18 protein-coding genes and 1 riboswitch are annotated in these 22,317 nt (G+C 70.5%); of the genes, 7 read left to right on the top strand and 11 right to left on the bottom strand.

Annotation, left to right across the window (positions count from 1 at the left end):
- Positions 1 to 216: 216 nt before the first annotated feature.
- Both ACIPV2_RS02320 and glyA read right to left on the bottom strand, forming a co-directional pair.
- Positions 217 to 1,098 (bottom strand): bifunctional methylenetetrahydrofolate dehydrogenase/methenyltetrahydrofolate cyclohydrolase, encoded by an 882-nt coding sequence (locus ACIPV2_RS02320; RefSeq protein WP_400837946.1) that lies wholly within the window; start codon positions 1,096 to 1,098, stop codon positions 217 to 219.
- A 98-nt stretch (positions 1,099 to 1,196) separates the two neighbouring features.
- Positions 1,197 to 2,471 (bottom strand): serine hydroxymethyltransferase, encoded by a 1,275-nt coding sequence (gene glyA / locus ACIPV2_RS02315; RefSeq protein WP_400837943.1) that lies wholly within the window; start codon positions 2,469 to 2,471, stop codon positions 1,197 to 1,199.
- Positions 2,472 to 2,507: 36 nt separating this feature from the next.
- A riboswitch (ZMP/ZTP riboswitch) is annotated at positions 2,508 to 2,590 on the bottom strand.
- Positions 2,591 to 2,733: 143 nt separating this feature from the next.
- Here glyA and ACIPV2_RS02310 point away from each other — a divergent pair.
- The 5 genes from ACIPV2_RS02310 to ACIPV2_RS02290 all read left to right on the top strand — a co-directional run bounded on the left by ACIPV2_RS02310 (position 2,734) and on the right by ACIPV2_RS02290 (position 7,864).
- The gene (locus ACIPV2_RS02310) at positions 2,734 to 3,921 is read left to right on the top strand and encodes an N-acetylglucosamine-6-phosphate deacetylase (protein ID WP_400837940.1); all 1,188 of its coding nucleotides are present in this window, start codon (positions 2,734 to 2,736) and stop codon (positions 3,919 to 3,921) included.
- A gap of 206 nt (positions 3,922 to 4,127) precedes the next feature.
- Positions 4,128 to 5,717 (top strand): sigma-70 family RNA polymerase sigma factor, encoded by a 1,590-nt coding sequence (locus tag ACIPV2_RS02305; RefSeq protein ID WP_400837937.1) that lies wholly within the window; start codon positions 4,128 to 4,130, stop codon positions 5,715 to 5,717.
- A 9-nt stretch (positions 5,718 to 5,726) separates the two neighbouring features.
- On the top strand, positions 5,727 to 6,098 hold the full coding sequence (locus tag ACIPV2_RS02300) for a YrdB family protein (protein ID WP_400837934.1): 372 nt from the start codon (positions 5,727 to 5,729) through the stop codon (positions 6,096 to 6,098).
- Between the two features lie 16 nt (positions 6,099 to 6,114).
- Positions 6,115 to 7,476: an FAD-binding oxidoreductase gene (locus ACIPV2_RS02295; RefSeq protein WP_400837931.1), complete on the top strand. Its 1,362-nt coding sequence runs from the start codon at positions 6,115 to 6,117 to the stop codon at positions 7,474 to 7,476.
- On the top strand, positions 7,469 to 7,864 hold the full coding sequence (locus ACIPV2_RS02290) for an NUDIX domain-containing protein (protein ID WP_400837929.1): 396 nt from the start codon (positions 7,469 to 7,471) through the stop codon (positions 7,862 to 7,864). Before ACIPV2_RS02295 ends, ACIPV2_RS02290 begins: the two co-directional genes overlap by 8 nt.
- A gap of 25 nt (positions 7,865 to 7,889) precedes the next feature.
- Here the strand turns inward: ACIPV2_RS02290 and ACIPV2_RS02285 are convergent, their stop codons facing one another.
- From ACIPV2_RS02285 to ACIPV2_RS02275, 3 genes are read right to left on the bottom strand one after another with little or no spacing between them, the layout of a single operon-like run.
- Positions 7,890 to 8,669, bottom strand: a complete 780-nt coding sequence (locus ACIPV2_RS02285; RefSeq protein ID WP_400837926.1) for a glucosamine-6-phosphate deaminase — start codon at positions 8,667 to 8,669, stop codon at positions 7,890 to 7,892.
- Positions 8,662 to 9,618 carry an ROK family protein gene (locus ACIPV2_RS02280; RefSeq protein ID WP_400837923.1) on the bottom strand — a complete coding sequence of 319 codons (957 nt, stop codon included), beginning with the start codon at positions 9,616 to 9,618 and terminating at the stop codon, positions 8,662 to 8,664. Before ACIPV2_RS02280 ends, ACIPV2_RS02285 begins: the two co-directional genes overlap by 8 nt.
- A gap of 5 nt (positions 9,619 to 9,623) precedes the next feature.
- Positions 9,624 to 10,805 carry an ROK family protein gene (locus tag ACIPV2_RS02275; RefSeq protein ID WP_400837920.1) on the bottom strand — a complete coding sequence of 394 codons (1,182 nt, stop codon included), beginning with the start codon at positions 10,803 to 10,805 and terminating at the stop codon, positions 9,624 to 9,626.
- 176 nt (positions 10,806 to 10,981) lie between these two features.
- On the opposite strand from ACIPV2_RS02275, the gene ACIPV2_RS02270 reads away from it, so the two are divergent.
- Positions 10,982 to 12,448: a L,D-transpeptidase gene (locus tag ACIPV2_RS02270; RefSeq protein ID WP_400837917.1), complete on the top strand. Its 1,467-nt coding sequence runs from the start codon at positions 10,982 to 10,984 to the stop codon at positions 12,446 to 12,448.
- 75 nt (positions 12,449 to 12,523) lie between these two features.
- Here the strand turns inward: ACIPV2_RS02270 and ACIPV2_RS02265 are convergent, their stop codons facing one another.
- Positions 12,524 to 14,740: an NADP-dependent isocitrate dehydrogenase gene (locus tag ACIPV2_RS02265; RefSeq protein ID WP_400837914.1), complete on the bottom strand. Its 2,217-nt coding sequence runs from the start codon at positions 14,738 to 14,740 to the stop codon at positions 12,524 to 12,526.
- A 132-nt stretch (positions 14,741 to 14,872) separates the two neighbouring features.
- On the opposite strand from ACIPV2_RS02265, the gene ACIPV2_RS02260 reads away from it, so the two are divergent.
- The gene (locus ACIPV2_RS02260) at positions 14,873 to 15,331 is read left to right on the top strand and encodes a GNAT family N-acetyltransferase (protein WP_400837911.1); all 459 of its coding nucleotides are present in this window, start codon (positions 14,873 to 14,875) and stop codon (positions 15,329 to 15,331) included.
- A 10-nt stretch (positions 15,332 to 15,341) separates the two neighbouring features.
- On the opposite strand, the gene ACIPV2_RS02255 is transcribed toward ACIPV2_RS02260, so the two are convergent.
- From ACIPV2_RS02255 to ACIPV2_RS02235, 5 genes are all read right to left on the bottom strand, one after another.
- Positions 15,342 to 16,106 (bottom strand): hypothetical protein, encoded by a 765-nt coding sequence (locus ACIPV2_RS02255; protein WP_400837908.1) that lies wholly within the window; start codon positions 16,104 to 16,106, stop codon positions 15,342 to 15,344.
- Between the two features lie 51 nt (positions 16,107 to 16,157).
- The gene (locus ACIPV2_RS02250) at positions 16,158 to 17,966 is read right to left on the bottom strand and encodes an ABC transporter ATP-binding protein (protein WP_400837905.1); all 1,809 of its coding nucleotides are present in this window, start codon (positions 17,964 to 17,966) and stop codon (positions 16,158 to 16,160) included.
- Positions 17,963 to 19,939: an ABC transporter ATP-binding protein gene (locus tag ACIPV2_RS02245; protein WP_400837902.1), complete on the bottom strand. Its 1,977-nt coding sequence runs from the start codon at positions 19,937 to 19,939 to the stop codon at positions 17,963 to 17,965. Before ACIPV2_RS02245 ends, ACIPV2_RS02250 begins: the two co-directional genes overlap by 4 nt.
- Before the next feature lie 256 nt (positions 19,940 to 20,195).
- On the bottom strand, positions 20,196 to 20,693 hold the full coding sequence (locus tag ACIPV2_RS02240) for a methylated-DNA--[protein]-cysteine S-methyltransferase (RefSeq protein ID WP_400837901.1): 498 nt from the start codon (positions 20,691 to 20,693) through the stop codon (positions 20,196 to 20,198).
- The gene (locus ACIPV2_RS02235) at positions 20,690 to 22,204 is read right to left on the bottom strand and encodes a DNA-3-methyladenine glycosylase 2 family protein (protein WP_400837898.1); all 1,515 of its coding nucleotides are present in this window, start codon (positions 22,202 to 22,204) and stop codon (positions 20,690 to 20,692) included. The genes ACIPV2_RS02240 and ACIPV2_RS02235 overlap by 4 nt, the downstream gene beginning before the upstream one ends.
- Positions 22,205 to 22,317 lie beyond the last annotated feature (113 nt).

Here is a 22,317-nt window from a genome sequence, read left to right as displayed (position 1 = left end):
CGCTCCTTTGCGCGACTATTTTGTCGCTGTCAGCAACATATGTGTCGCCCACAGTACGAGAGATCCTCCGAAAGGGCCAGCATTCCCCGAAAACGTTATCCATCACCGCGGCGCCGGCTCCTCTGCGCAACGCCGACGCCCCCTCGCACCATCCGCGCCCCCTCCTGATCTCGTCGACAGGAGAGGGCGCGGATGCTCGGAGGGGGCGTCGAGGGATCAGCCGGCTACGCGCTCCGCCGCTTCGACCACGTTCGTCATGAGCAGTGCGACGGTCATCGGGCCGACGCCGCCCGGGTTCGGCGAGATGAAGCCCGCGACCTCGGCGACATCGGGGTGCACGTCGCCGTAGACCTTGGACTTGCCCGTTTCGGGATCGTCCTCGCGGGTGACGCCCACATCGAGCACGGCGGCCCCCGGCTTCACGTCCTCGGCCCTGATGAGGTGCTTGACCCCGGCGCCGGCGACGATCACATCGGCCTGGCGCAGGTACGGCGACATGTCCGGTGTGCCGGTGTGCACCTGGGTGACCGTGGCGTTGATGGCGCGGCGGGTGAGCAGCAGCCCCATCGGGCGCCCGATCGTCACGCCGCGGCCGACGACCACCACGTGCTTGCCGCTCAGGTCGTAGTCGTTGCGCAGCAGCAGCTCGATCACGCCGCGGGGCGTGCACGGCAGCGGCGTGTGGATCGGTCCGTTGACGTTGAGCACGAGCCGCCCGAGATTGGTCGGGTGCAGGCCGTCGGCATCCTTCGCCGGATCGATCCGCTCGAGGATCGCGTCGGTGTCGAGGTGCTTCGGCAGCGGCAGCTGAACGATGTAGCCGTGGCAGCTGTCGTCGGCGTTGAGCTCGTCGATCAGCGCCTCGACCTCGGCCTGCGTGGCATCCGCCGGAAGCTCACGCTGGATCGAGTTCATCCCGATCGCCTCGGACTGCCGGTGCTTCATGCCGACGTACAGCTGCGACGCCGGGTCGGCGCCGACGAGCACCGTCGCGATGCCGGGCACGATGCCCCGCTCGCGCAGCGCCGCGACGCGCTCGGTGAGCTCGCTGCGGATCGCCGCCGCAGCGGCCTTGCCGTCGAGGATCTTCGCGGTCATGACCGCTCCCTTCATCGAGAAACCGCGTTCCGCGTGAGACACCACCTCACAGCGGGTGTCTCACGCGCGACGTGGTTTCTCACGCGTGTTCGTGCGGCTTACTGCTGCAGGTCGGGGTACAGCGGGAACGCTCCGGCGAGCCCGTCGACGCGTGCGCGCAGCGCCTCGACATCGGCGCCGGGCTGCAGCGCCAGCGCGATCACGTCGGCGACCTCGGTGAACTCCGCGTCGCCGAAGCCGCGGGTGGCGAGCGCGGGCGTGCCGATGCGCAGACCCGAGGTGACCATCGGCGGGCGCGGGTCGTTCGGCACCGCGTTGCGGTTCACGGTGATGTGGATCTCGTGCAGCAGGTCCTCGGCCTGCTTGCCGTCGATCTCGGCGTCGCGCAGGTCGACGAGCACGAGGTGCACGTCCGTGCCGCCCGAGCGCACGGCGATGCCGGCGTCCTGGACGTCCTGCTGCGTGAGCCGCTCGGCGATGATCGCCGCGCCGCGCAGCACGCGCTCCTGGCGCTCCTTGAACTCAGGGGTGCCGGCGATCTTGAACGCGGTCGCCTTGGCGGCGATCACGTGCATGAGCGGGCCGCCCTGCTGGCCGGGGAACACGGCCGTGTTGATCTTCTTCGCGATGTCGGCGTCGTTGGTGAGGATGAAGCCCGAGCGGGGTCCGCCGATGGTCTTGTGCACGGTCGACGAGACGACGTGCGCGTGCGGCACCGGGTTCGGGTGCAGGCCGGCGGCCACGAGGCCGGCGAAGTGCGCCATGTCGACCCACAGCAGAGCGCCGACCTCGTCGGCGATCGCGCGGAACGCGGCGAAGTCGAGCGTGCGGGGGTAGGCCGACCAGCCGGCGATGATGACCTTGGGCTTGTGCTCGAGGGCGAGGCGGCGCACCTCGTCCATGTCGATCGTCGAGGTCTCGGGGTTCACGCCGTAGGCGACGATGTCGTACAGCCGGCCCGAGAAGTTGATCTTCATGCCGTGGGTGAGGTGGCCACCCTGGTCGAGCGAGAGACCGAGCAGCGTGTCGCCGGGGCGGGCGATGGCGTGCAGCACGGCGGCGTTCGCCGTGGCGCCGGAGTGCGGCTGCACGTTGGCGAACTCGGCGCCGAACAGCTCCTTGGCGCGCGCGATCGCGAGCTCCTCGGCGACATCGACCTCTTCGCAGCCGCCGTAGTAGCGACGACCCGGGTAGCCCTCCGCGTACTTGTTGGTGAGCACCGAGCCCTGCGACTGCAGCACCGACACCGGCACGAAGTTCTCGGATGCGATCATCTCGAGGAAGGTCTGCTGGCGCTTCAGCTCGCGGTCGAGGACCTCGGCGATCTCGGGGTCGACCTCGGCGAGCGGGGCGTTGAAGTAGCGGTCGGTCATGACGGTCTCCTGTTCACACGGGAATTAGGGGTGTTCCTCATCGGCCCAGGCGCGCGGTCGATTCCTATGAGGCCGCTCCCCGGTGGTGACCCACCCAGACGCCAGTCGCGACGCAAGAAGCTTAGCGGATCGACCTCGCGCGACCCCAGCGCGCGGGCGCCCGCCGCGTCACATTCCTCGTCACGGGATACATTCTGTTCATGATCCTTCCCGGTTCCGCGATGCGGACGCCGGCGCACCCGACACATCCCTGGAGCAGACGATGACCCCGGAGCCCACGATCACCACCGATACCCGCGGCTCGCGCGTCATCCACTCGGCTCGGATCGTCGACGGCGACGGCAGCATCACCGACGACGGCTGGGTGCGCTTCGAGGACGGCCGCGTCGCGGCACGTGGCATCGGGGACGACTGGGCACCCGCCGATGACGTCGTCGATGCGACCGCCGCTGCAGGACCGGATGCCCTGCTCACGCCGGGCTTCATCGACATCCACGGCCACGGCGGCGCGGGCGCCGCGTACGACGATGGCGTCGAGGCCATCCGCCGCGGACGCGAGATGCATCGCAGCCACGGCACCACGCGCGCGGTGATCTCGCTCGTCACGGCCACAATCGATGACCTGGCCGCGCAGGTGGCGACGATCGCCGACCTCGCCGAGACCGATGCCGACATCCTCGGCAGCCACCTCGAAGGACCCTTCCTCGATCCCGGACACCAGGGGGCGCATGAGCCGTCGCTGCTTCGGCATCCGCAGGCCGCCGATGTGTCCCGGCTGCTCGAGGCCGGCCGCGGCACCGTCAGACAGGTGACCATCGCCCCCGAGCTGCCCGGCGGCCTCGAGGCGGTGCGCCTGGTCGTCGCCGCCGGAGCGGCGGCGGCCGTCGGACACACCGACGCCGATGCCGACGTCGCGCGACAGGCGTTCGATGCCGGAGCGACGATCCTCACCCACGCGTTCAACGCGATGAACGGCATCCACCACCGCGCGCCCGGACCGGTGCTCACCGCAGCGGCAGACCACCGGGTCGTGCTCGAGGGCATCGCCGACAACTTCCACCTCTCGCCACCGGTCATCAAGCTGCTCTTCGACGTCGCGCCGGGCCGCGTCGCGCTGATCACGGATGCCATGGCCGCGGCCGGCAGCGCCGACGGGCACTACGACCTCGGTGCGGTGAAGGTCACGGTGAAGGACGGGATGGCCCGCACCGACGGCACCGGCTCCATCGCGGGCTCGACGCTCACCCAGGACGTCGCGCTGCGCCGTGCGGTCGAGGCCGGCGTACCCGTGAGTGATGCCGTGCGTGCCCTCACCACCACGCCCGCTCAGGCCGTCGGCCACGGCGAGGTGCTGGGCGCGCTGCGGCCCGGCATGCTCGCGGATGCCGTGCTGCTGAGCGCCGGGTACGAGGTGAGGCGCGTCTGGGTCGGAGGCGCCGCACGCCGTTGAACGCGGCAGGAACCATCGGCCACGACCGGTCGTTGCGCGATGGCGACAAATGCCGCCCCGAAATCGTGGGAGCGCTCTTGCGAGTTCTCCACAGGGGTGGCCGGGGAGCGGCTTTCGGGTCAGAATGAAGTAAGACGCGTGACCGAGCGACACCCACGCGTCTCTTCTTGTGAGAGCGTTCCCGGGTGGGGGGGGGAGGACAGACGATGGCGATCCGCGACACGAGCAGTCAGGTGGCGGCCGACGTCGACCTCGTTCTGCGCACCAGATCGGGGGATGCCGACGCCTTCGGCGAGCTGTGGCGTCGCCACCACGCGTCCGGCATGGTGGTCGCCCGATCGGTGACCTCGTCGATCGACCCCGGCGACCTCGTGCAGGAGGCCTACTCCCGCATCTACCAGGCCATCCTCAAGGGCGGGGGCCCCAACGGCTCGTTCCGCGCGTACCTCTTCACGAGCATCCGCAACACGGCTGCGGCGTCGGCGGCAGGCGCCCTCGACTCGACCGGCGACGGGATCGAAACCGGGCCTGCTCCCTGGTCCACCGGCGCGTCGCCCGACGAGGCCCTCGACCGCGAACTGACCGCACAGGCGTTCCGCTCGCTGCCGTCACGCTGGCAGGAGGTGCTCTGGTACTCCGAGGTCGAGCAGATGAAGCCGTCTGAGATCGCGACGCTGCTGGGAATGAGCGCGGGCGCCGTCGCCCAGCTGGACTTCCGAGCCCGTGAGGGCCTGCGCGAGGCCTGGTTCCAGGCGCATCTGCGCAGCGCCGGTCAGGGATCCGACTGCCATTGGACGGTCGAGAACCTCGGCGCTCATACGCGCGGTGATCTCAGCACCCGTGCCCGGCAGCGCGTCGACGATCACCTCGAGTCGTGCACGCGCTGCATGATCCTGGCAGCCGAGGCACAGGACGTCGCTGATCAGCTGCCGCTCGTGCTGCTTCCGCTCGTGCTCGGCGTCAGCGGCGGCGGCGCCTATCTCGCCATGCTCCGATCCGGTTCACCCGGTTCGGGTTCGATGCAGTCCGGTTCGGCTGCGTCCAGCCCGATGCCCTCCGACTCCGCACCGTCGGAGCCGGTCCCGATGCCGCGCAGCGTCGTGAGCGGCGCAGCCGACGCATCCGACGCGACGGCTCTGCACGGCGACGGCGCGTCCGCGGCGGCGTCCGGCCGGTCGACGGGTTCCGTTCTCGGTATCGGAGCGCTGATCGGAGCAGGATCTGTCGCCCTCGTGGTGGCTGGAGTCGTCGCGGCGGCAGCCGTGGTGCCGACCCTGATATCCGGCGCTCCCTCTACTTCCCGACCCAACGCGGCGGACCCTGCCTCTTCGTCGATCGCCTCCGAGGTCGCACCCGACGAGTCCATGAACACCGATAAGCCCATGGTGATCAGGGTCGACGACGAACAGCCGGCGCCGGAGCCGCGCGCTCCGCTCGCACCTGCTCCCGCCGTTCCGAAGGCGCCGCGACCGGTGGCTCCGGTGCCCGTGGCCGCGCCGGAGTGGGTCAGGCCGGCGCCGATCCCGACGCCTGCAGCCCCTGCCCCTGAGCCGTCGCCGGAGCCCGGCGGCACGCCGACGCCTTCCCCCGAGCCGACGCCCGCACCGGAGCCGACTCCTACCCCGACGCCTGATCCGACGCCAACTCCGGGTGACGGCTCGGCAGCGGGTGACGAGTCGAGGCCCGGAGAGGGCACAGCCCCGGAGAATGACGTGGTCGGCGGCGACGAGAGCGTCCTCGCTTCCGGTCCGCTGGGACCGGCCGACGAGAATCCGCTCACGGAGGCCGCCGAATAGACTGGGATCATGTCCCAGAACACCGCCGCCGAACCGGGCGTTCAGCGCCCGGCGGTCAGCCCTCTCGACATCGTCCGCGTTCTGGTGCTGGTCGCCGCCCTCGCCTCGCTCGCCCTGTGGGGCTTCGGCGAGTGGCCCATGCCGTGGAGCATCGTCGTAGGCATCGGAGCACCGGTGATCACGCTGCTGATCTGGGCGCTGTTCCTCTCCCCCCGCCCCGTGCTGCGCCTGCACCCCTTCCTGCGCGCACTGGTCGAGGTGCTCATCTACGTCGGTGTCACCCTCGCCTGGTGGTCGATGGGTCAGGCCTGGGCGGGCATCGCGTTCGCCGTCGTCGCCGTCACCTCAGGCGTCATCGCCGGACGACGAGCGCTGGGCTGACCCAGCGAGCACGAGCATGACCGTCCCCGAGCGCCTCACCGCCGAACTCGGCGACATCGTCGACACCTCGGAGTCCGTCCTCGACGACGCCCGCGCTGACCGCAGCGGGCACCGCTCCCCCGGTTCCCCGATCGCTGTCGTGCACGCCCGGTCGGTCGACGACGTGCAGCGCGTGATGCGCATCGCGTCCGACACAGGCACCCCCGTGGTGGTCCGAGGCGCAGGAACGGGACTCGCGGGTGCGGCCAACGCCGGCCCCGGCGAGATCGTGCTGTCGACAATGCAGATGAACCGCATCCTCGAGGTGCGCCCCGACGACCTGCTCGCCGTCGTCGAACCGGGCATCCTGAACGCCGAGCTCAACGCGCAGCTGGCCGCGCACGACCTGTGGTGGCCGCCGGACCCCGCCAGCCGCGAGATCTCGACCGTCGGCGGCAACATCGCGACCGGCGCGGGCGGTCTGCTCTGCGCGAAGTACGGCGTCGTCCGCGACGCGGTGCTCGGCGTCGACATCGTGCTCGCCGACGGGCGGCTGCTGCGGCTGGGGCACCGCACCGTGAAGGGCGTCACCGGCCTCGACCTCACCTCGCTCGTGATCGGCTCCGAAGGCAGGCTCGGTGTCATCGTCGGGGCCACTCTCAAGCTGCGTCGGCTCGTGGCAGGGACCGTGTGCACGCTCACGGCATCGTTCCCCACCGTCCGCGACGCCGCGGCAGGCTCAGCGGCCGTCACCGCTGCGGGTGTGCAGCCGGCGATCATGGAGCTGATGGATGCGGCATCCCTCGCCGCCGTGCATGCTCTGCTGCGGCTGCCGGCCCCCGCGTCCGGCGCCGCACAGCTGACGGTCCAGACCGACGGGTCCGCCGCCCACGTCGAGGCGGAGCACATCGCAGGCGTGCTGCGTGAAGCGGGCGGCGCGGTCGTGCTCTCCGACGACCCGATCGAGGGCGAGCGCCTTCTCGCCGTGCGCCGCGCGATGCATCCGGCGATGGCGGCTCTCGGCACCACGTTGATCGAGGATGTCGCGGTGCCCCGCAGCGCGATGGCGGCGATGTTCGACGAGATCGCCCGCATCGAGCGCGAGTTCGCCGTAAGCATCCCGACTGTCGCGCACGCCGGTGACGGCAACCTGCATCCGAATTTCATCTTCCAGGGCGAGACCGTCCCGCCGCGCATCTGGGCGGCGGCCGACGAGCTGTTCCGCGCTGCGATCCGCCTCGGCGGCACCCTCACGGGCGAGCACGGGGTCGGGATCCTGAAGAGCCGCTGGCTCGCCGAGGAGCTCGGCGAGGATCAGTGGAAGATCCAGCAGCAGATCCTGCGCGTGTTCGATCCGCAGGGCATCCTCAACCCCGGAAAGGTGTTCGCCGGTGCCTGATATCCGGGTCAGCGCCGCGGTGATCGTCGACGACCGCGGCCGTGCTCTGGTCGTGCGCAAGCACGGCACCACCAGGTTCATGCAGCCCGGAGGCAAGCCAGAGGCGGGCGAGAGCGCCGCCGACACGCTCATCCGCGAGCTGGAGGAGGAGCTGTCGCTGCGCGTCTGCGAAGACGAGCTCACGCCGCTCGGCACATTCGTGTCCGCGGCGGCGAACGAGCCCGATCATCGGGTGGTCGCCGACGCGTTCGCGCTGCGGGCCCGACCCGACGACGTGATCGTGCAGGCCGAGCTCGCCGAGCTGCGCTGGCTGGAGCCGGGCGACTGGACGAGCGTGCCGCTCGCGCCGCTGAGCACCGAGCACCTGCTGCCGATCGCCTGGTCCTGATCCGGGCGATCGGCAGCAGGTCGGGTCAGATGCCCTGCCAGGACGGCTTGTTGTCGTAGCTGTAGCGGTAGTAGTCGGTCAGCACGAGGTTCGAGGCGGCGGCCTCGTCGAGCACGACCGTCACGTGCGGGTGCAGCTGCACGGCCGACGCGGGCATCATCGCGCTGACCGGTCCCTCGAGAGCCGCCGCGACGGCGTCGGCCTTGGCCTCGCCGAAGGCGAGCAGCACGAGGTGACGTGCGCGCAGGATGGTGCCCAGCCCCTGCGTGATGCAGTGGCGCGGAACCTCGTCGGGCGAGTCGAAGAAGCGCGCGTTGTCCTTCCGGGTCTGCTCGGTGAGCGTCTTGAGACGCGTGGTCGAGGCGAACGACGACCCCGGCTCGTTGAAGCCGATGTGCCCGTCGGTTCCGATCCCCAGCAGCTGAAGATCGACGCCACCCGCCTCGATGATGTCGCGCTCGTAGTCGTCACCCGCATGGCGGATGGTCTCCAGGTCGCCGTTGGGCACGCGGATCAGCGCGGGGTCGAGCCCGAGCGGCTCGATGACCTCGCGGGTGATGACCGAGCGGTAGCTCTCGGGATGCGCGACGTCGAGTCCCACGTACTCGTCGAGGGCGAAGCCGCGCACGTGCGACACGTCGTGCCCGGCCAGGCGCTCGCGGAGCGCCTCGTAGACCGGCAGCGGGGTCGACCCGGTCGCGAGTCCGAGCACCGGGTTCTTCACCTCGTCGATGAGGCGGACGATCTCGTCCGCGACAAGCGCGCCGGCGGCGGCCTTGCTCTCGAGGATCACGACTTCAGCCATGAACGGGCATCTCCTTCTCGAAGGGGTCGATCTCGGCGAGCGCAGAACTCAGCAGCGCGGCGCCGATCGCCGCGACCGGGGAATCGGCGGGCAGCAGCTCGATTCTCTCATCGAGCCGCAGGGACTGCAGAAACGGCGACTCGGCGGCGTCTCGCCGCAGCCAGGCGCGGATGCCCGGTTCGATCCGCGGCGCGAGCGCGGTCAGTCCCCCGCCGATGACGACGGTCTCGACGTCGGCGGAGAGCACGAGGGCGCGCACCGCGGCAGCGGTGCCGCGGAACAGGTCGTCGCGCAGCCCGACCGCGGTCTCGTCACCGGCGTCAGCGGCGTCGAGGATGTCCCTGACCGGAAGTTCCCCGCCGCGTCCCCACGCGCGCGCGAGTGCTCCGCCGCCGCAGAGGGTCTCGATGCAGCCGCGCTGCCCGCAGCCGCACACGCGACCCTGCGGGTCGACGGAGAGGTGCCCCACCTCTCCCGCTGTGCCTCGAGCTCCGCGCCAGATGCGGCCGCCGATGATCAGTCCGGCCGCGACGCCGGTGCCGAGGTTCAGGTAGGCCATCGGCTCGGTGTCCTGTCGCAGCGACGCGGCCCCGAGCGCGGCCGCCTTGACGTCGTTCTCCACGAAGCACGGCACGCCGAGGGCGGCCTGCACACCGGCAGCCAGAGGCAGCGACGCGACGCCGAGATTTACGGCATGCAGCACCAGGCCCGTGGCCGTGTCGATGAGACCGGGGATGCCGATGCCGATGGAGCGGATGCTCTGCACCGGCGCTCCGAGCTGATCGATCAGCTCCGTCGCCGCCGCCACCGCACCCTCGAGCACGGCCGCATCCCCCCAGCCGGTTCGCCGGCGGATGCTGCCGAGCCGCGAGCCGTCATCGCCCAGGGCGATTCCCGCGATCTTGGTGCCCCCCACATCGAGCCCGATGCGCACTCCGCCCTGAGCCACGCCGATCACGAGACGCCCAGCTGCGCCGAGAGAACCATCACCGCGGCCCCCCGGAGCACGATGTCCGCCTGCTCGGTGAGCCGGATCTCGACGTCGGCGAACACGCCCTCGAGCGTGCGCTCGTGCAGAGTGCGCGTCGCGGCATCGACGAAGTCCCCCTCGAGCAGCTCATGCGGTCCGGCGAGAACAACCTGCGAGAGGTCGAGCGCGGCGACGATGGGTGCGAGGGCGATGCCCAGGCGCGCGCCTGCCTGAGCGAGGATCTCCGCGCGACGCGCGGGTTCGGCCTCGATCATGCTCTGCAGATGAGGCCCGCTGACCCACGCCTCGAGGCATCCGCGATTGCCGCAGGCGCACAGCGGGCCGTCGTCGGTTCCGGTGACGACGTGACCGATCTCGCCGGCCGCGAAGCGGCCCCCGATCACGGCCTGACCGCCGGCGATCAGCCCGGCGCCGACGCCTCGCCCGATCCGGATGAGCATCAGGTCGGATCGAGCCGCGCCGAACGTGTACTCGGCGAGCACGGCCGCGTTGGCGTCGTTGCGCACGAGCACCGGCAGGGCGAACTCGTCGTGCAGGCGCTGCTCCAGAGGGAGTTCGCTCCAGCTGAGGTTCGGGGCGCTGAGCACGGTTCCGTCGGGGCGCACGATGCCAGGGCTGCCGACGCCGATGCCGAGCACCGGCCGGTCCGCATCCGCGATGAGCTCGCGCACGAGTTCCACCACACCGGCGTACGCCTGCTCGGGCAGCACGTCGACGGGGAGCGACACTGTGCGACGATGCAGCATCTCGCCGTCGAGGTTGAGCACGGCGCCCTGGAAGGAATCGGTGCCCGACAGGTCGATGCCGATGATCTGGTGGCCGTCGCGGTCGATGTCGATGACGATCGGCGGCTTGCCGGGCCCTGAGGCCTCGCGCACGCCGATCTCGCGGACGATGCCGTCCGCTATGCACTCCCCCACGAGGTCGGAGATGGTGACGCGAGTCAGGCCCGTCTCACGGGAGAGATCCGCACGGCTCATCTCCCCGCGGTGGTACAGGGTCTGCAGCACGAGAGAGCGATTGTGGGACCTCGCCTGCTCGGGCAGCACCTTGCCTGTCGCCCGCAGCCCGCGACCACCGCCGAACGATCCGCTGAGGATGGCAGGCGTCGTTGCGGCCGATCGTTGATCAATGGAGGAGTTCACATTTGTTAGTAGACCTTACGAAACCGCCTCAGCGCAAGGGTATCCCGACATCCGCTCCATCGCTTTATCGAAACGTTACCCGCGGAGACGCTGGCCCCGCCCGACGTTGCCTCTCCGTTACCACCTCTCCCGTACCATGAAAAGACTTGTCACGAAGCATCTAGGGGGGTGAGTCCGTGACCGATCTGATCTCCGGGCCCGGTACCGGCCAGTCGAACGCCGTCTCATCGGACGCCGAGACGATGGCTCAGCCGCCGTCGGCAGACACCCCGACGGTGGAGTGGGCGCCGATGGAGCCCGCGCCGAAGAAGCGACGACTCGGACTGTGGATCGGCCTGGGCGCGGGCGTCCTCGCCCTCGCCGCCGGCGCCGCGTCGCTGATGCTCATCGCCCCCGGCACCACGGTGGCGGGCGTGCCGGTCGGCTTCATGACCCCCGGGATGGCCGCCGAGGCGGTCAGCACGCGCATGGCGTCGACCGAGGTGCAGCTCACCGATGCCGGTGACGGAACGCGCCTGGCCGGCACCGACCTCGGCGCCAGCATCGATGCCAGCGCTCTGACCGACGAGGCTTTCGCCGACCGCCCGATGTGGAACCTCGGCGCATGGATGGGCGAGCCGATCACCGCCGACGTGACCCTCGACCCAGAGACCGCCGACAGCGCGCTGCGCGCCGCGGTGCCGTCCAGCTTCACGCCCGCCACCGACGCGACGGTCGTCTTCGATCCCGCCGCGCAGGCCTACACCGCGACGCCCGCCGAGCCGGGCACCGGAGTGTCGGTCGACGACCTGGCCGCGGCGTTCACCGACGCCGTCACGGCCGGCAAGACCTCGTTCGCGTACTCCGCCGACCCGGCCGAGGTGCCGCCGCTGATCACCGACGGCAAGGCCACCGCCGCCGTCGAGCAGCTGAACGGCATGCTGGCCGAGGCCGGCTTCTACGTCGGCGACGAGCGCACGGTGCCGCTGGCGCCGGAGCTCGTCGCGTCGTGGCTCACGGTCGACGCCGTCGAGGGCGAGCTGAAGATCTCGGCCGATCCGGCGAGCATCCAGCCGACCGTCGACGCTCTTCCCGAGCAGGTGAACCGCGACACCGTCAACGCGAGCAACATCGTCGACTCGGATGGCAAGATCCTCAAGGCCCTGACCGAGGGCAAGGAAGGCCGCGCACTGGGCGACACCTCGACCACCGCAGGCGACTTCGCCGAGAAGCTGGCAAGCGGCGACGCGACCTTCGCCCTCCCGGTCACCGCGACCCCGTTCGAGTCGACCAGCCTGTTCCGCCGCATCGAGGTCGACCTCAGCGAGCAGCGCACCTACCTGTACGAGAACGAGAAGCTCGTGCAGTCGTGGGCGGTCTCGACCGGCGCAAGCGGAACCCCCACCGACAAGGGCCGCTTCCGCGTCTACGCGCAGCTGCGCACGCAGGACATGCGCGGCACGAACGCCGACGGCAGCAAGTACGTCACCGCGAACGTCCCGTACATCACCTACTTCAACGGCGACGAGGCGCTGCACGGCACCTACTGGCACAGCAACTTCGGCAGGCCGATGAGCCATGGCTGCGTGAACATGAGCATCGACTCCGCACGCTACGTGTGGGAGTTCGCGACCAAGGGCACCGAGGTCTGGGTGCACGACTGACCCACTCGGCGCCCATCGGGCACCGGGATGCAGAAGAGGCCGGATGCTGAGCATCCGGCCTCTTCTGTGTCAGCGTCAGAGCGCGTCGATCACGCCGTTCAGCGTCGCGGACGGACGCATGGCGGCATCCACCTTCTCGGCATCCGGACGGTAGTAGCCGCCGATGTCGACCGGCTGACCCTGCACGGCGTTCAGCTCGCCGACGATCTTCTGCTCGTTCGCGGCGAGCGTCTCGGCGATCGGCGCGAACGCCGCAGCGAGCTCGGCGTCCTTCGTCTGCTTCGCCAGCTCCTGGGCCCAGTACAGGCCGAGGTAGAAGTGGCTGCCGCGGTTGTCGATCGTCCCCAGCGCGCGACCGGGCGAACGGTCCTCCTCGAGGAAGGTGCCGGTCGCGGCATCCAGCGTCTCGGCGAGGATCCGCGCCTTCTCGTTGCCCGTGCGGTCGGCGAAGTGCTCGAGCGACGCGGCCAGGGCGAAGAACTCACCCAGCGAATCCCAGCGCAGGTAGTTCTCGCCGACCAGCTGCTGCACGTGCTTCGGGGCCGAGCCGCCCGCACCGGTCTCGAACAGACCGCCGCCGGCGAGCAGCGGCACGATGCTGAGCATCTTGGCGCTCGTGCCGACCTCGAGGATCGGGAACAGGTCGGTCAGGTAGTCGCGGAGCACGTTGCCGGTCACCGAGATGGTGTCGAGGCCGTCGCGCATGCGCGCCAGCGTGTACCGGGTCGCCTCCTCGGGCGCGAGGATGGTGATGGTCAGGCCCTTGGTGTCGAGGGTCGCGAGACCCTGGTGCACCTTGGCGATGATCTGCGCGTCGTGCGAGCGGTTCGCGTCGAGCCAGAAGACCGCCGGATCCCCTGTCGCCCTGGCGCGGGTCACCGCGAGCTTCACCCAGTCCATGACGGGGATGTGCTTCGTCTGCGTCGCGCGCCAGATGTCGCCGGTGCTGACGGTGTGCTCGATGAGCACGTTGCTGTCGCTGTCGAGCACCTGCACGATGCCGTCCGAGGCGATCTCGAACGTCTTGTCGTGGCTGCCGTACTCCTCCGCGGCCTGAGCCATCAGGCCGACGTTGGGCACGGTGCCGATCGTGGCGGGGTCGAGCGGGCCGTTGGCGATGACGTCGTCGATCACGGCCTGGTAGACGCTCGCGTACGACGAGTCGGGGATGACGGCGATCGTGTCGGCCTCTCCCCCGTCGGCGCCCCACAGCTTGCCGCCGTTGCGCACGAGCGCGGGCATCGAGGCGTCCACGATCACATCGCTGGGCACGTGCAGGTTGGTGATGCCCTTGTCGGAGTTGACGTACGACAGGCGCGGGCCGGTCTCGATCGCGCGCTCGAAGGCCGCTGCGATCTCGTCGCCACCGGCGACAGTCGACAGGCCGGCGAGGATCGAGCCCAGGCCGTCGTTGGCGCTGAGGCCCGACGCGGCGAGCTGGTCGCCGTACTGCGCGAAGACGTCGCGGAAGAAGGCCTTCACGACGTGGCCGAAGATGATCGGGTCGCTGACCTTCATCATGGTGGCCTTGAGGTGCACCGAGTAGAGCACGTCGTCGGCCTTGGCCTGCTCGAGCGTCTCGGCGAGGAAGGCGTCGAGCTCGGCCGCCGAGAGGAAGGTGGCGTCGATGATCTCGCGCGGCAGGACCTTCAGCCCCTCCTTCAGCACGGTGATGGTGCCGTCGGCGGCGACGTGCTGGAAGCTCAGCACCTCGTCGTGGGCCGCGACCCACGACCGCTCGTTGCTCTTGAAGTCGTCGTGGCCCATGGTGGCGACCCGGGTCTTCGAACCCGCGGCGAACGGCTTGTTGCGGTGCGGGTGCTTCTTGGCGTAGTTCTTCACCGCGAGCGGGGCACGGCGGTCGCTGTTGCCCTCGCGCAGCACGGGGTTCACGGCCGAGCCCTTGATCCTGTCGTAGCGGGCGCGGACGTCCTTCCCCTCGAGCGACTGCGGCTCATCGGGGTAGTCGGGGACGTCGAAGCCCTTCTCCTGCAGCTCGGCGATGGCGGCCTTGAGCTGCGGGATGGATGCCGAGATGTTCGGCAGCTTGATGATGTTCGCCTCGGGCAGCGTGGCGAGGCCGCCGAGTTCGGCGAGCGCGTCGCCGACCTGCTGCTCGGGGGTCAGCTTCTGAGGGAAGGCGGCGAGGATGCGACCCGCCAGCGAGATGTCGCGGGTCTCCACCTCGATGCCCGCCTGACCGGTGTAGGCCTTGATGATGGGCAGGAACGAAGCGGTGGCCAGAGCCGGCGCCTCGTCTGTGTAGGTGTAGATGATGGCGTCGTCGGTCACCGGGGATCTCCGTTCGCGAGGGCAGATTTATCTCGATACCAAGATACCCGAGTCTCCTCCACCCGCCCCGGTCAGTCACATCGGGTGGCTCCGGTTCTCCACGGATCGCGGGTGACGCGCTAGCCTGGGGTCATGTCGGAACTGCGCGTGGAAGAACTCTCCGCTGCGACCATCGTCGCCGTGAACAATCTGTCGCTGCGTCCTGGCCAGGAGCAGTTCCTCGCTCCGGTGTCATACGGCATCGCCGCGACGGTCGCCGATCCCCAGACGTCGTGGCAGCGCGTCGTGCTCGACGGCGATGAGGTCGTCGGGTTCGTCAGCGCCAGCTTCGATGCCGACACCCCCGATGAGCACTTCCGCAGCGTGCTCTGGCGGATCAACGTCGACGCCGACGATCAGCGCCGGGGCGTGGGCAGCTTCGCCGTGCAGGCCCTGATCGAAGAGGCGCGTGCGCGTGGAGTCGGCCACGTGAACGTCATCTACGAGGCCGGCGAGGACGGCCCGGAGGCGTTCTTCCGCCGCGTGGGCTTCGAACCCGTCGGCGAGACGGAGTACTCCGAGGTCATCGCGCAGATCCGCGTCGACGCCTGACCGGCCCCGCTCAGGGCTGACGGCGCTTCCTCGCCGTCCAGGCGATGACCGTGTCCGATGTGCGCATCGCGAGAGTGCGCGCGGCGTCCCACAGGGCGTCCGGCAGCTCGGGATGCACCTGCTCGCCGCGAGCGGCGCGCTCGGCGAGGTCGAACGCGCGCTCCAGATCCTCGACGGCTGCGCGGTAGGTCGCGAAGTCCTCGGCGTTCACTCGCCCGTCCGGACGCGGACGGGCATCGCGCGCCCGCTCGAGCGCGGCGAGAAACGTCGCGGTCGCAGGCTGACGTCCGTCGCTCATCTGCGGGAAGGCGATGGCGCGAGCAGGATCCGTCTCGTACTCCATCCAGCGCGCGAGCAGCGCGTCATGGCGCGCGCGCAGCCGCTCCAGCGGCAGCAGTCCGCTGGAGGAGATCGCCGACCGCTCGGTCGAGACCCGCACCCGGCTCGCCTTGACGCGCGCGACGGCGGCGCGCGCCGACAGCTGCGCATCGCGCAGGGCACGGCGGGCGGATGCCACGGCCGCGGCGTCCGCGCGGGCGGCGGCCCGGTCGGCCACCACCCTCGCCAGATCCGCTCTGGCGATGCGAGCGGCGTCCGCCGCCGCCCGCGCATCGAGCTGCGCGCGGCGCAGCTCGTGCCGCGCTGCGTCATAGCCGAGCCGCCTGCCGTTCACCGTCCCCCGCCTTCGCATGATCGCGTACCCGGTCGCTCCCGCTCCGGCCGCCGTAGGGGCGACCCACCACAGCTCGGTGACGAGCAGCAAGATCGGGTCCACCTCTCCAACCTAAACTCAGACCGGCCTCCGTGCCAGGCCGCCGGCCTGTTCTCAGACGAGGGTCTCCTGCCAGGCCGCGTGCAGCTGCGCGAACTTGCCCGAGCCGCCGATGAGCGTCTGGGGGGTGTCGTCCTCGATGATCCGGCCGTGCTCCATCACCAGCACCCGGTCGGCGATCGCCACCGTCGACAGGCGGTGCGCGATGATGATCGCCGTGCGGTCGGCGAGCAGCGTCTGCAGCGCGTCCTGGATGAGCCGCTCGGAGGGGATGTCGAGCGACGCCGTCGCCTCGTCGAGGATGAGCACCGCAGGATCGGCGAGGAACGCCCGCGCGAACGAGATCAGCTGACGCTGCCCCGCCGACACGCGGCCACCGCGCTTGTTGACGTCCGTGCTGTAGCCGTCGGGCAGCGACGAGATGAACTCGTCAGCGCCCACCGCCCGCGCGGCGGCGCGGATCTCGTCGAGCGTCGCGTCTGGCCTGCCGAGCGCGATGTTGTCGGCGACCGTGCCGCTGAACAGGTACGCCTCCTGCGTCACCATCACGATCGCGCGTCGCAGATCCTTCGGGTGCAGCATCCGCAGGTCGACGCCGTCGAGCGTCACCCGCCCTGCGGACGGGTCGTAGAAGCGCGAGATGAGCTTGGCGAGGGTGGACTTGCCAGCGCCCGTCGTACCCACCAGCGCGATCGTCTGACCCGCGGGGATGTCGAGCGAGAAGTCTGGCAGGATCGTCTTCTCATCGTTGTACGCGAACGTGACGTCGTCGAAGCGGAGCGCCCCACGTGACTCCCACAGGTCGATCGGCTTCGCCGGATCGGGCACGGTCGGCTGCTCCTCGAGCACGCCGGACACCTTCTCGAGCGCCGCGGTGGCCGACTGATAGGAGTTCAGGAACATCGCGATCTCCTGCATCGGCGCGAAGAAGTTGCGCACGTACAGCACCGTCGCGAGCAGCACGCCGACGCCCAGCGCGCCGTCGGCGACGCGCAGCCCGCCCCACAGCACGACAGCGGCGAGGGTGAGGGCGGCGATGCCCATCAGCCCGGGCTCGAACGTGCCGAACAGCACCATCGAGCGCCGGTTGACATCGCGATAGTCGCCGGCCACGGCGCGGAACGCCGCGTCGTTGCGCGGCTCCTTGCGGAACGACTTCACCGCGCGAATGCCGGTCATCGTCTCGACGAACTGCACGATCACCTTGGCGCTGATCACCCGCGATTCGCGGTACACCACCTGCGAGCGGCTGTAGAACCAGCGCATCAGCACGACCAGCGGGATGCCGGCGAGCAGCAGGATCGCGCCGGACTGCCAGTCGGCGATGGCCAGCGCGATGAACGTGAACAGTCCGAACAGCATGCCCGAGACGAGGTTGTTCAGGCCGCCGTCGAGCAGCTCCCGGATGGAATCCAGGTCGCTCGTCTGACGCGAGATGATCCGGCCGGAGGTGTACGACTCGTGGAACTCCAGGCTCAGGCGCTGGGTGTGCAGGAAGATGCGCTTGCGCAGATCGAGCAGCACCGCCTGCGTGATCCGGGCCGCGAGCACGACGTACAGCCCGATCAGGGCCGAGGCGGCGATCCCCGCCAGCAGATAGATGACGGTGACGGTGATCGCCGGCATCCAGTCGGCCGTCTCCAGCAGCTGCGGCAGGGCGCGATCCAGCGCGATGCCGATGAGGATGGGACCGGCCACCTGCAGCGCCGTCGAGACGACCAGCACCACCGCGGCGATGATGATGCGCAGCCGCAGCGGCGCGATGAGCGAGCCGAGCAGCCGCAGCGAGCGCTGGCGGATCTCGCGGCTCTCAGCCTTCGTGTAGTCGGAGCGGTCTTCGCCCTGGGTGCCTGCGATGCTCATGCCTGCACCTCCTCTTCGTCGATCTGGGTCGCTGAGCCTTCGCCCACCTGGGTCGCTGAGCCCTCGCCCACCTGGGTCGCTGAGCCCTCGCCCACCTGGGTCGCTGAGCCCTCGCCCACCTGGGTCGCTGAGCCTGTCGAAGCGTCGATGATGTCGATCGCGCCGGTGCGCGCCGCCTCCTCGGCCTCGAGGCTCGAGATGACGTGCCGGTAGTGCGAGCTGGTGCGCAGCAGCTCGGAGTGAGTGCCGACGGCAGTGATGCGTCCCCGCTCGAGCAGGGCGACGCGGTCGGCGAGCGCGACCGTCGACGGGCGGTGCGCGACGATCAGCGCTGTCGTCTCGGCGAGCACGTGGCGCAGCGCCTCCTCCACGAGCGCCTCGGTGTCGACGTCGAGAGCCGAGAGCGGGTCGTCGAGCACGAGCACCCTGGGAGCGGCGGCGACGGCGCGAGCGAGCGCCAGGCGCTGACGCTGGCCGCCCGACAGGCTCAGCCCCTCCTCGCCGATGACCGTCTCCACACCCTCGGGCAGCGTGTCGACGAATCCGGCCTGGGCGACATCGAGCGCCTCGCGCAGCACGCGCTCGCCCTCGTCACCGTGGACGTCGAGGTCGGCCCGGCCCAGCAGCACGTTCTCCCGCACGGATGCCGAGAACAGCGTCGCGTCCTCGAACGCCATCGCCACGTGCCGGCGCAGCTCGGACAGCTCGAGGTCGCGCACGTCGACGCCGTCGAGGGTCACGCGGCCCCCGGTGACGTCGTACAGCCGCGCCGGCAGCGTGGTGAGCGTCGTCTTGCCCGAGCCGGTGAGGCCGACCAGCGCCATGGTCTCCCCCGGGCGCAGCACGAGGTCGATGCCGTCGAGCAGATCACGTTCGTGCGCGCCGGCGTCCTGGTACCGGAAATGCGCGCCCTCGAAGGCCAGCTCGCCGCGGGGCTGCCCGAGCCGCACCGGCTGCTCGGGGTCGGTGATCGTGTTCGTCTCCTGGAAGATCTCGAACACGCGGTCGGTCGCGGTGCGCGCATCGAGCATGAACGAGAACAGGAAGCCGATCGACTCGATCGGCCAGCGCAGCACGGCGGCCATGGCGAAGAAGGCGAACAGCTGCGGCACGTCGATCTGCCCCTGCACGATCAGCCAGATGCCCGAGATGAGGCTGAGCCCGAACGCGATCTGCGGCATGAGGTCGAGCCAGAACCAGATCTCGGCGATCGCGCGTCCCTTGCGCAGCTCGGTCTCGCGCAGAGTCTCGGCCTGCCGGCTGAACCGCACGAGAGCGTGCTTGCCGCGGCCGAAGGCCTTGAGCACGCGGATGCCGTGCACGCTCTCCTCGACGCTGGTCGCCAGGTCACCCGCCTGGTCCTGGCTGCGCCGCGCGAGCGCGCCGTAGCGCTTCTCGAACAGGTAGCCCTGGATCCACATGGGCACGCCGGTGACGAGGAAGATCGCGCCGAGCAGCCAGTGCCAGCGGAACAGCAGCACCGCGCCGATCGCGATGGTGAGGATGTTGACGACCAGCAGGATCAGACCGAATGCCAGCCACCGCCGGATGATGTTGATGTCCTGCATCATGCGGCTGAGCAGCTGACCCGACTGCCAGCGGTCGTGGAAGGCGACGGGAAGGCCCTGCAGTCGCGAGTACAGCTCGGAGCGCATCTGGTACTCGACCTCGGTGGCCGGGGTGAGGACGAACCAGCGACGCAGCCACACCATCGCCGCCTCTCCGAGCGAGAGGGCCAGCACGCCGAACGCACCGGCGAGGATGAACCCGATCGAGCCGTCGGCTCCGGCTCCGAGGTCGAAGTTCTTCACGACCTGCTCGAGCACGATCGGGATCATCAGCGCGATCACGGCGGCGGCGAGCGCGCTGAGCGCGCCGCCGATCAGGCGGCCGAAGATCGGCTGCACGAAGGGCTTCAGCCGCCAGAGCGCGGCGAAGGTGGACAGGGACGACGAAGACGAGCTGGCAGACATGACTCTCGGTTGCGTGGCGAGTGGGTGACGAAGACAGGGCGGATGCCATGGCATCCGGTGCGAGCGGGGCGCGAGGCGACCTCGGGGTCGCGCGCCGCGCGGCTCAGTCGCGCAGGCGGGGCGCGCGCGAGCCGAGGAGGGTCGTGACAGTCGTCGTGATCATGGTGTCCCCCTGGCTCGGCTTCGTCGCCCGGTCGGCGCGACAGCCTTCGAGCCTATTGCTGAGCCGGTCTCCGGCGCAAGAGCGCCCCGTCGGTCAGATCTCGCCGCGCTCGCGGGCGAGCAGGCTCAGCTTCACCGGCAGTCCCCACGCGAAGCCGCCGAGCGACCCGTCCGAGCGCAGCACGCGGTGGCAGGGCACGAACAGCGCCGGTGCGTTGCGGGCACAGATCGACGCAGCGGCGCGAACAGCCTGAGGGCTGCCGAGCGCGACGGCGAACTGGCTGTAGCTGAGCGGGCGTCCGGGCTCGATGCGGCGCAGCGCGTCCCATCCGGCGGCCTGCAGCACCGTGCCGCGCTGACGCACCACCACGGCGTCGATGGCCTGCAGATCACCGTCGTAGTATGCGCGGGCCGCGTGCACGGCATCCGTCTCCCCCTCGGCGACCGCGGTGGGGCGCAGTGCGGGGTGCACGCGTGCGATGATCGCGGCCTGGTCGTCGGTCCAGCCCGACGCGAGCACCCGCTGGGCCTCGTCGACGAGGATCGTGAGTGGGCCGTCGGGCGTCGGGGTGGTCTGGACGAGCGCGGTCATGGCTTCTCCTTCGTGGCTGCGCGCGCGGGGCGGCGCGGCGGGCGGGCGGGCACCGCCCGCCACAGATGTGCGGTGAGGTAGCTGCGCCACGGTGCGGTGCGCGCGGCCCAGGCGGTGAGGGATGCCGGATCGCCCGGGAGTCCGGATGCGACGGCCCCGGCGCGCACAGCCACGTCGCCCGGCAGGAAGACGTCGGGGTCGCCGATCACGCGCATGCGCACGTAGTCGGCCGTCCACGGACCGATGCCGGGCATCGCCAGCAGAGCCGCCCGCTGCTCGGCGGCGTCGTCGCCCACGGTGAGGACGAGTGACCCGTCGACGAGCGCCGCCGCGGCGCCGGTGATGGCGCGGATGCGCGCCGCCGGCCCGCGCAGCACCTCGGCGCCGTGCTCGGCGATCGCCGCCATGGTCGGGAACAGCAGCCCGCCGTCTTCGGTCCGCTCCCCCAGCTGGTCGGCGAGCGCGGTGAGCGCGGTGCGGGCGGCAGCGACGGTGATCTGCTGTCCCACCATGGCGCGGATGAGCATCTCGTGCGGGTCGGCGGCGCCGGGCACCCGGATGCCGGGGACGGCCGCCACGAGCGGCACCAGCTCGGGGTGCGCGGAGAGCGCGTCGTCGACCGCCTGAGGGTCGGAGTCCAGGTCGAACAGCCGGCGAGCGGTCGCGACGAGAGGCGCGAGATCCGCGAGGCGTGTGACCTTCGCGCGCAGGCGCAGCTGCCCCTCCGGCGTCTGCCGGATCTCGAAGTGCGCGGGACCGCCAGGCATCCGAAGGTGGCGAGCGAACGATGTCGCGGTCGCCGTCTCCATTCCCGGGAGGGCGCGCGCCGCCATCCAGGCGAACAGGCCCGAGGTGTCGATCGGCGTGCGATGCGGCAGCAGCAGGTCGATGACGCCCTTCGCGGCGTCGTCATCCGCCGCGAACCGCGGGCCGTGGGCGGCCGAGCGGCGCTTCGCACGCAGCTCTCCCGGGGTCATCTCGAACACCTCGCGGATCGTGTCGTTGCACTGCCGGATGCTCGCGAACCCCGCTGAGAACGCGACCTCCGAGATCGGCAGGTCGGTGCCGACGAGCAGCATGCGCGCGGTGTGCGCGCGATGTGCCCTGGCGAGTGCCAGCGGGCCCGCGCCGAGCTCGGTGGTCAGCATGCGCGTGAGGTGCCGGGGCGAGTAGCCGAGGCGGCGGGCGAGGCCGGGCACCCCCTCCTGCTCGACCACGCCGGACGCGATCAGGCGCATCGCGCGGGCTGCCGCGTCTCCCCGGAGGTTCCAGGCGGGCGAACCCGGGGCGGCTTCCGGCAGGCAGCGCTTGCAGGCCCGGTATCCGGCCTCGTGTGCCGCGGCGCTGGTCGGATAGAAGGTGACGTTCTCGGGTTTCGGAGTGCGGGCGGGGCAGCTCGGGCGACAGTAGATGCGGGTCGAGCGCACGGCGGTGACGAACTGCCCGTCGAAGCGGGTGTCCTTCGCGGTGATCGCGCGGTAGCGCTCGTCGTGCTCTGCGGTGCTGCCCATGTCTTCATGCTGTCACGCCCGCGCGTCGGCGGCTGGCGGGAATCGGACACGACAGTCCCCACCCTGCCGACACCCCCAGCTGTCGCCGAGACCCCTAGATATAGACGTCCATA

It is taken from the genome of Microbacterium sp. NPDC089987 (assembly GCF_044748505.1).
Taxonomy (GTDB): domain Bacteria; phylum Actinomycetota; class Actinomycetes; order Actinomycetales; family Microbacteriaceae; genus Microbacterium.
Note: the sequence above shows the minus strand (reverse complement) of the source record. Positions and strands in the feature narration are given on the sequence as shown.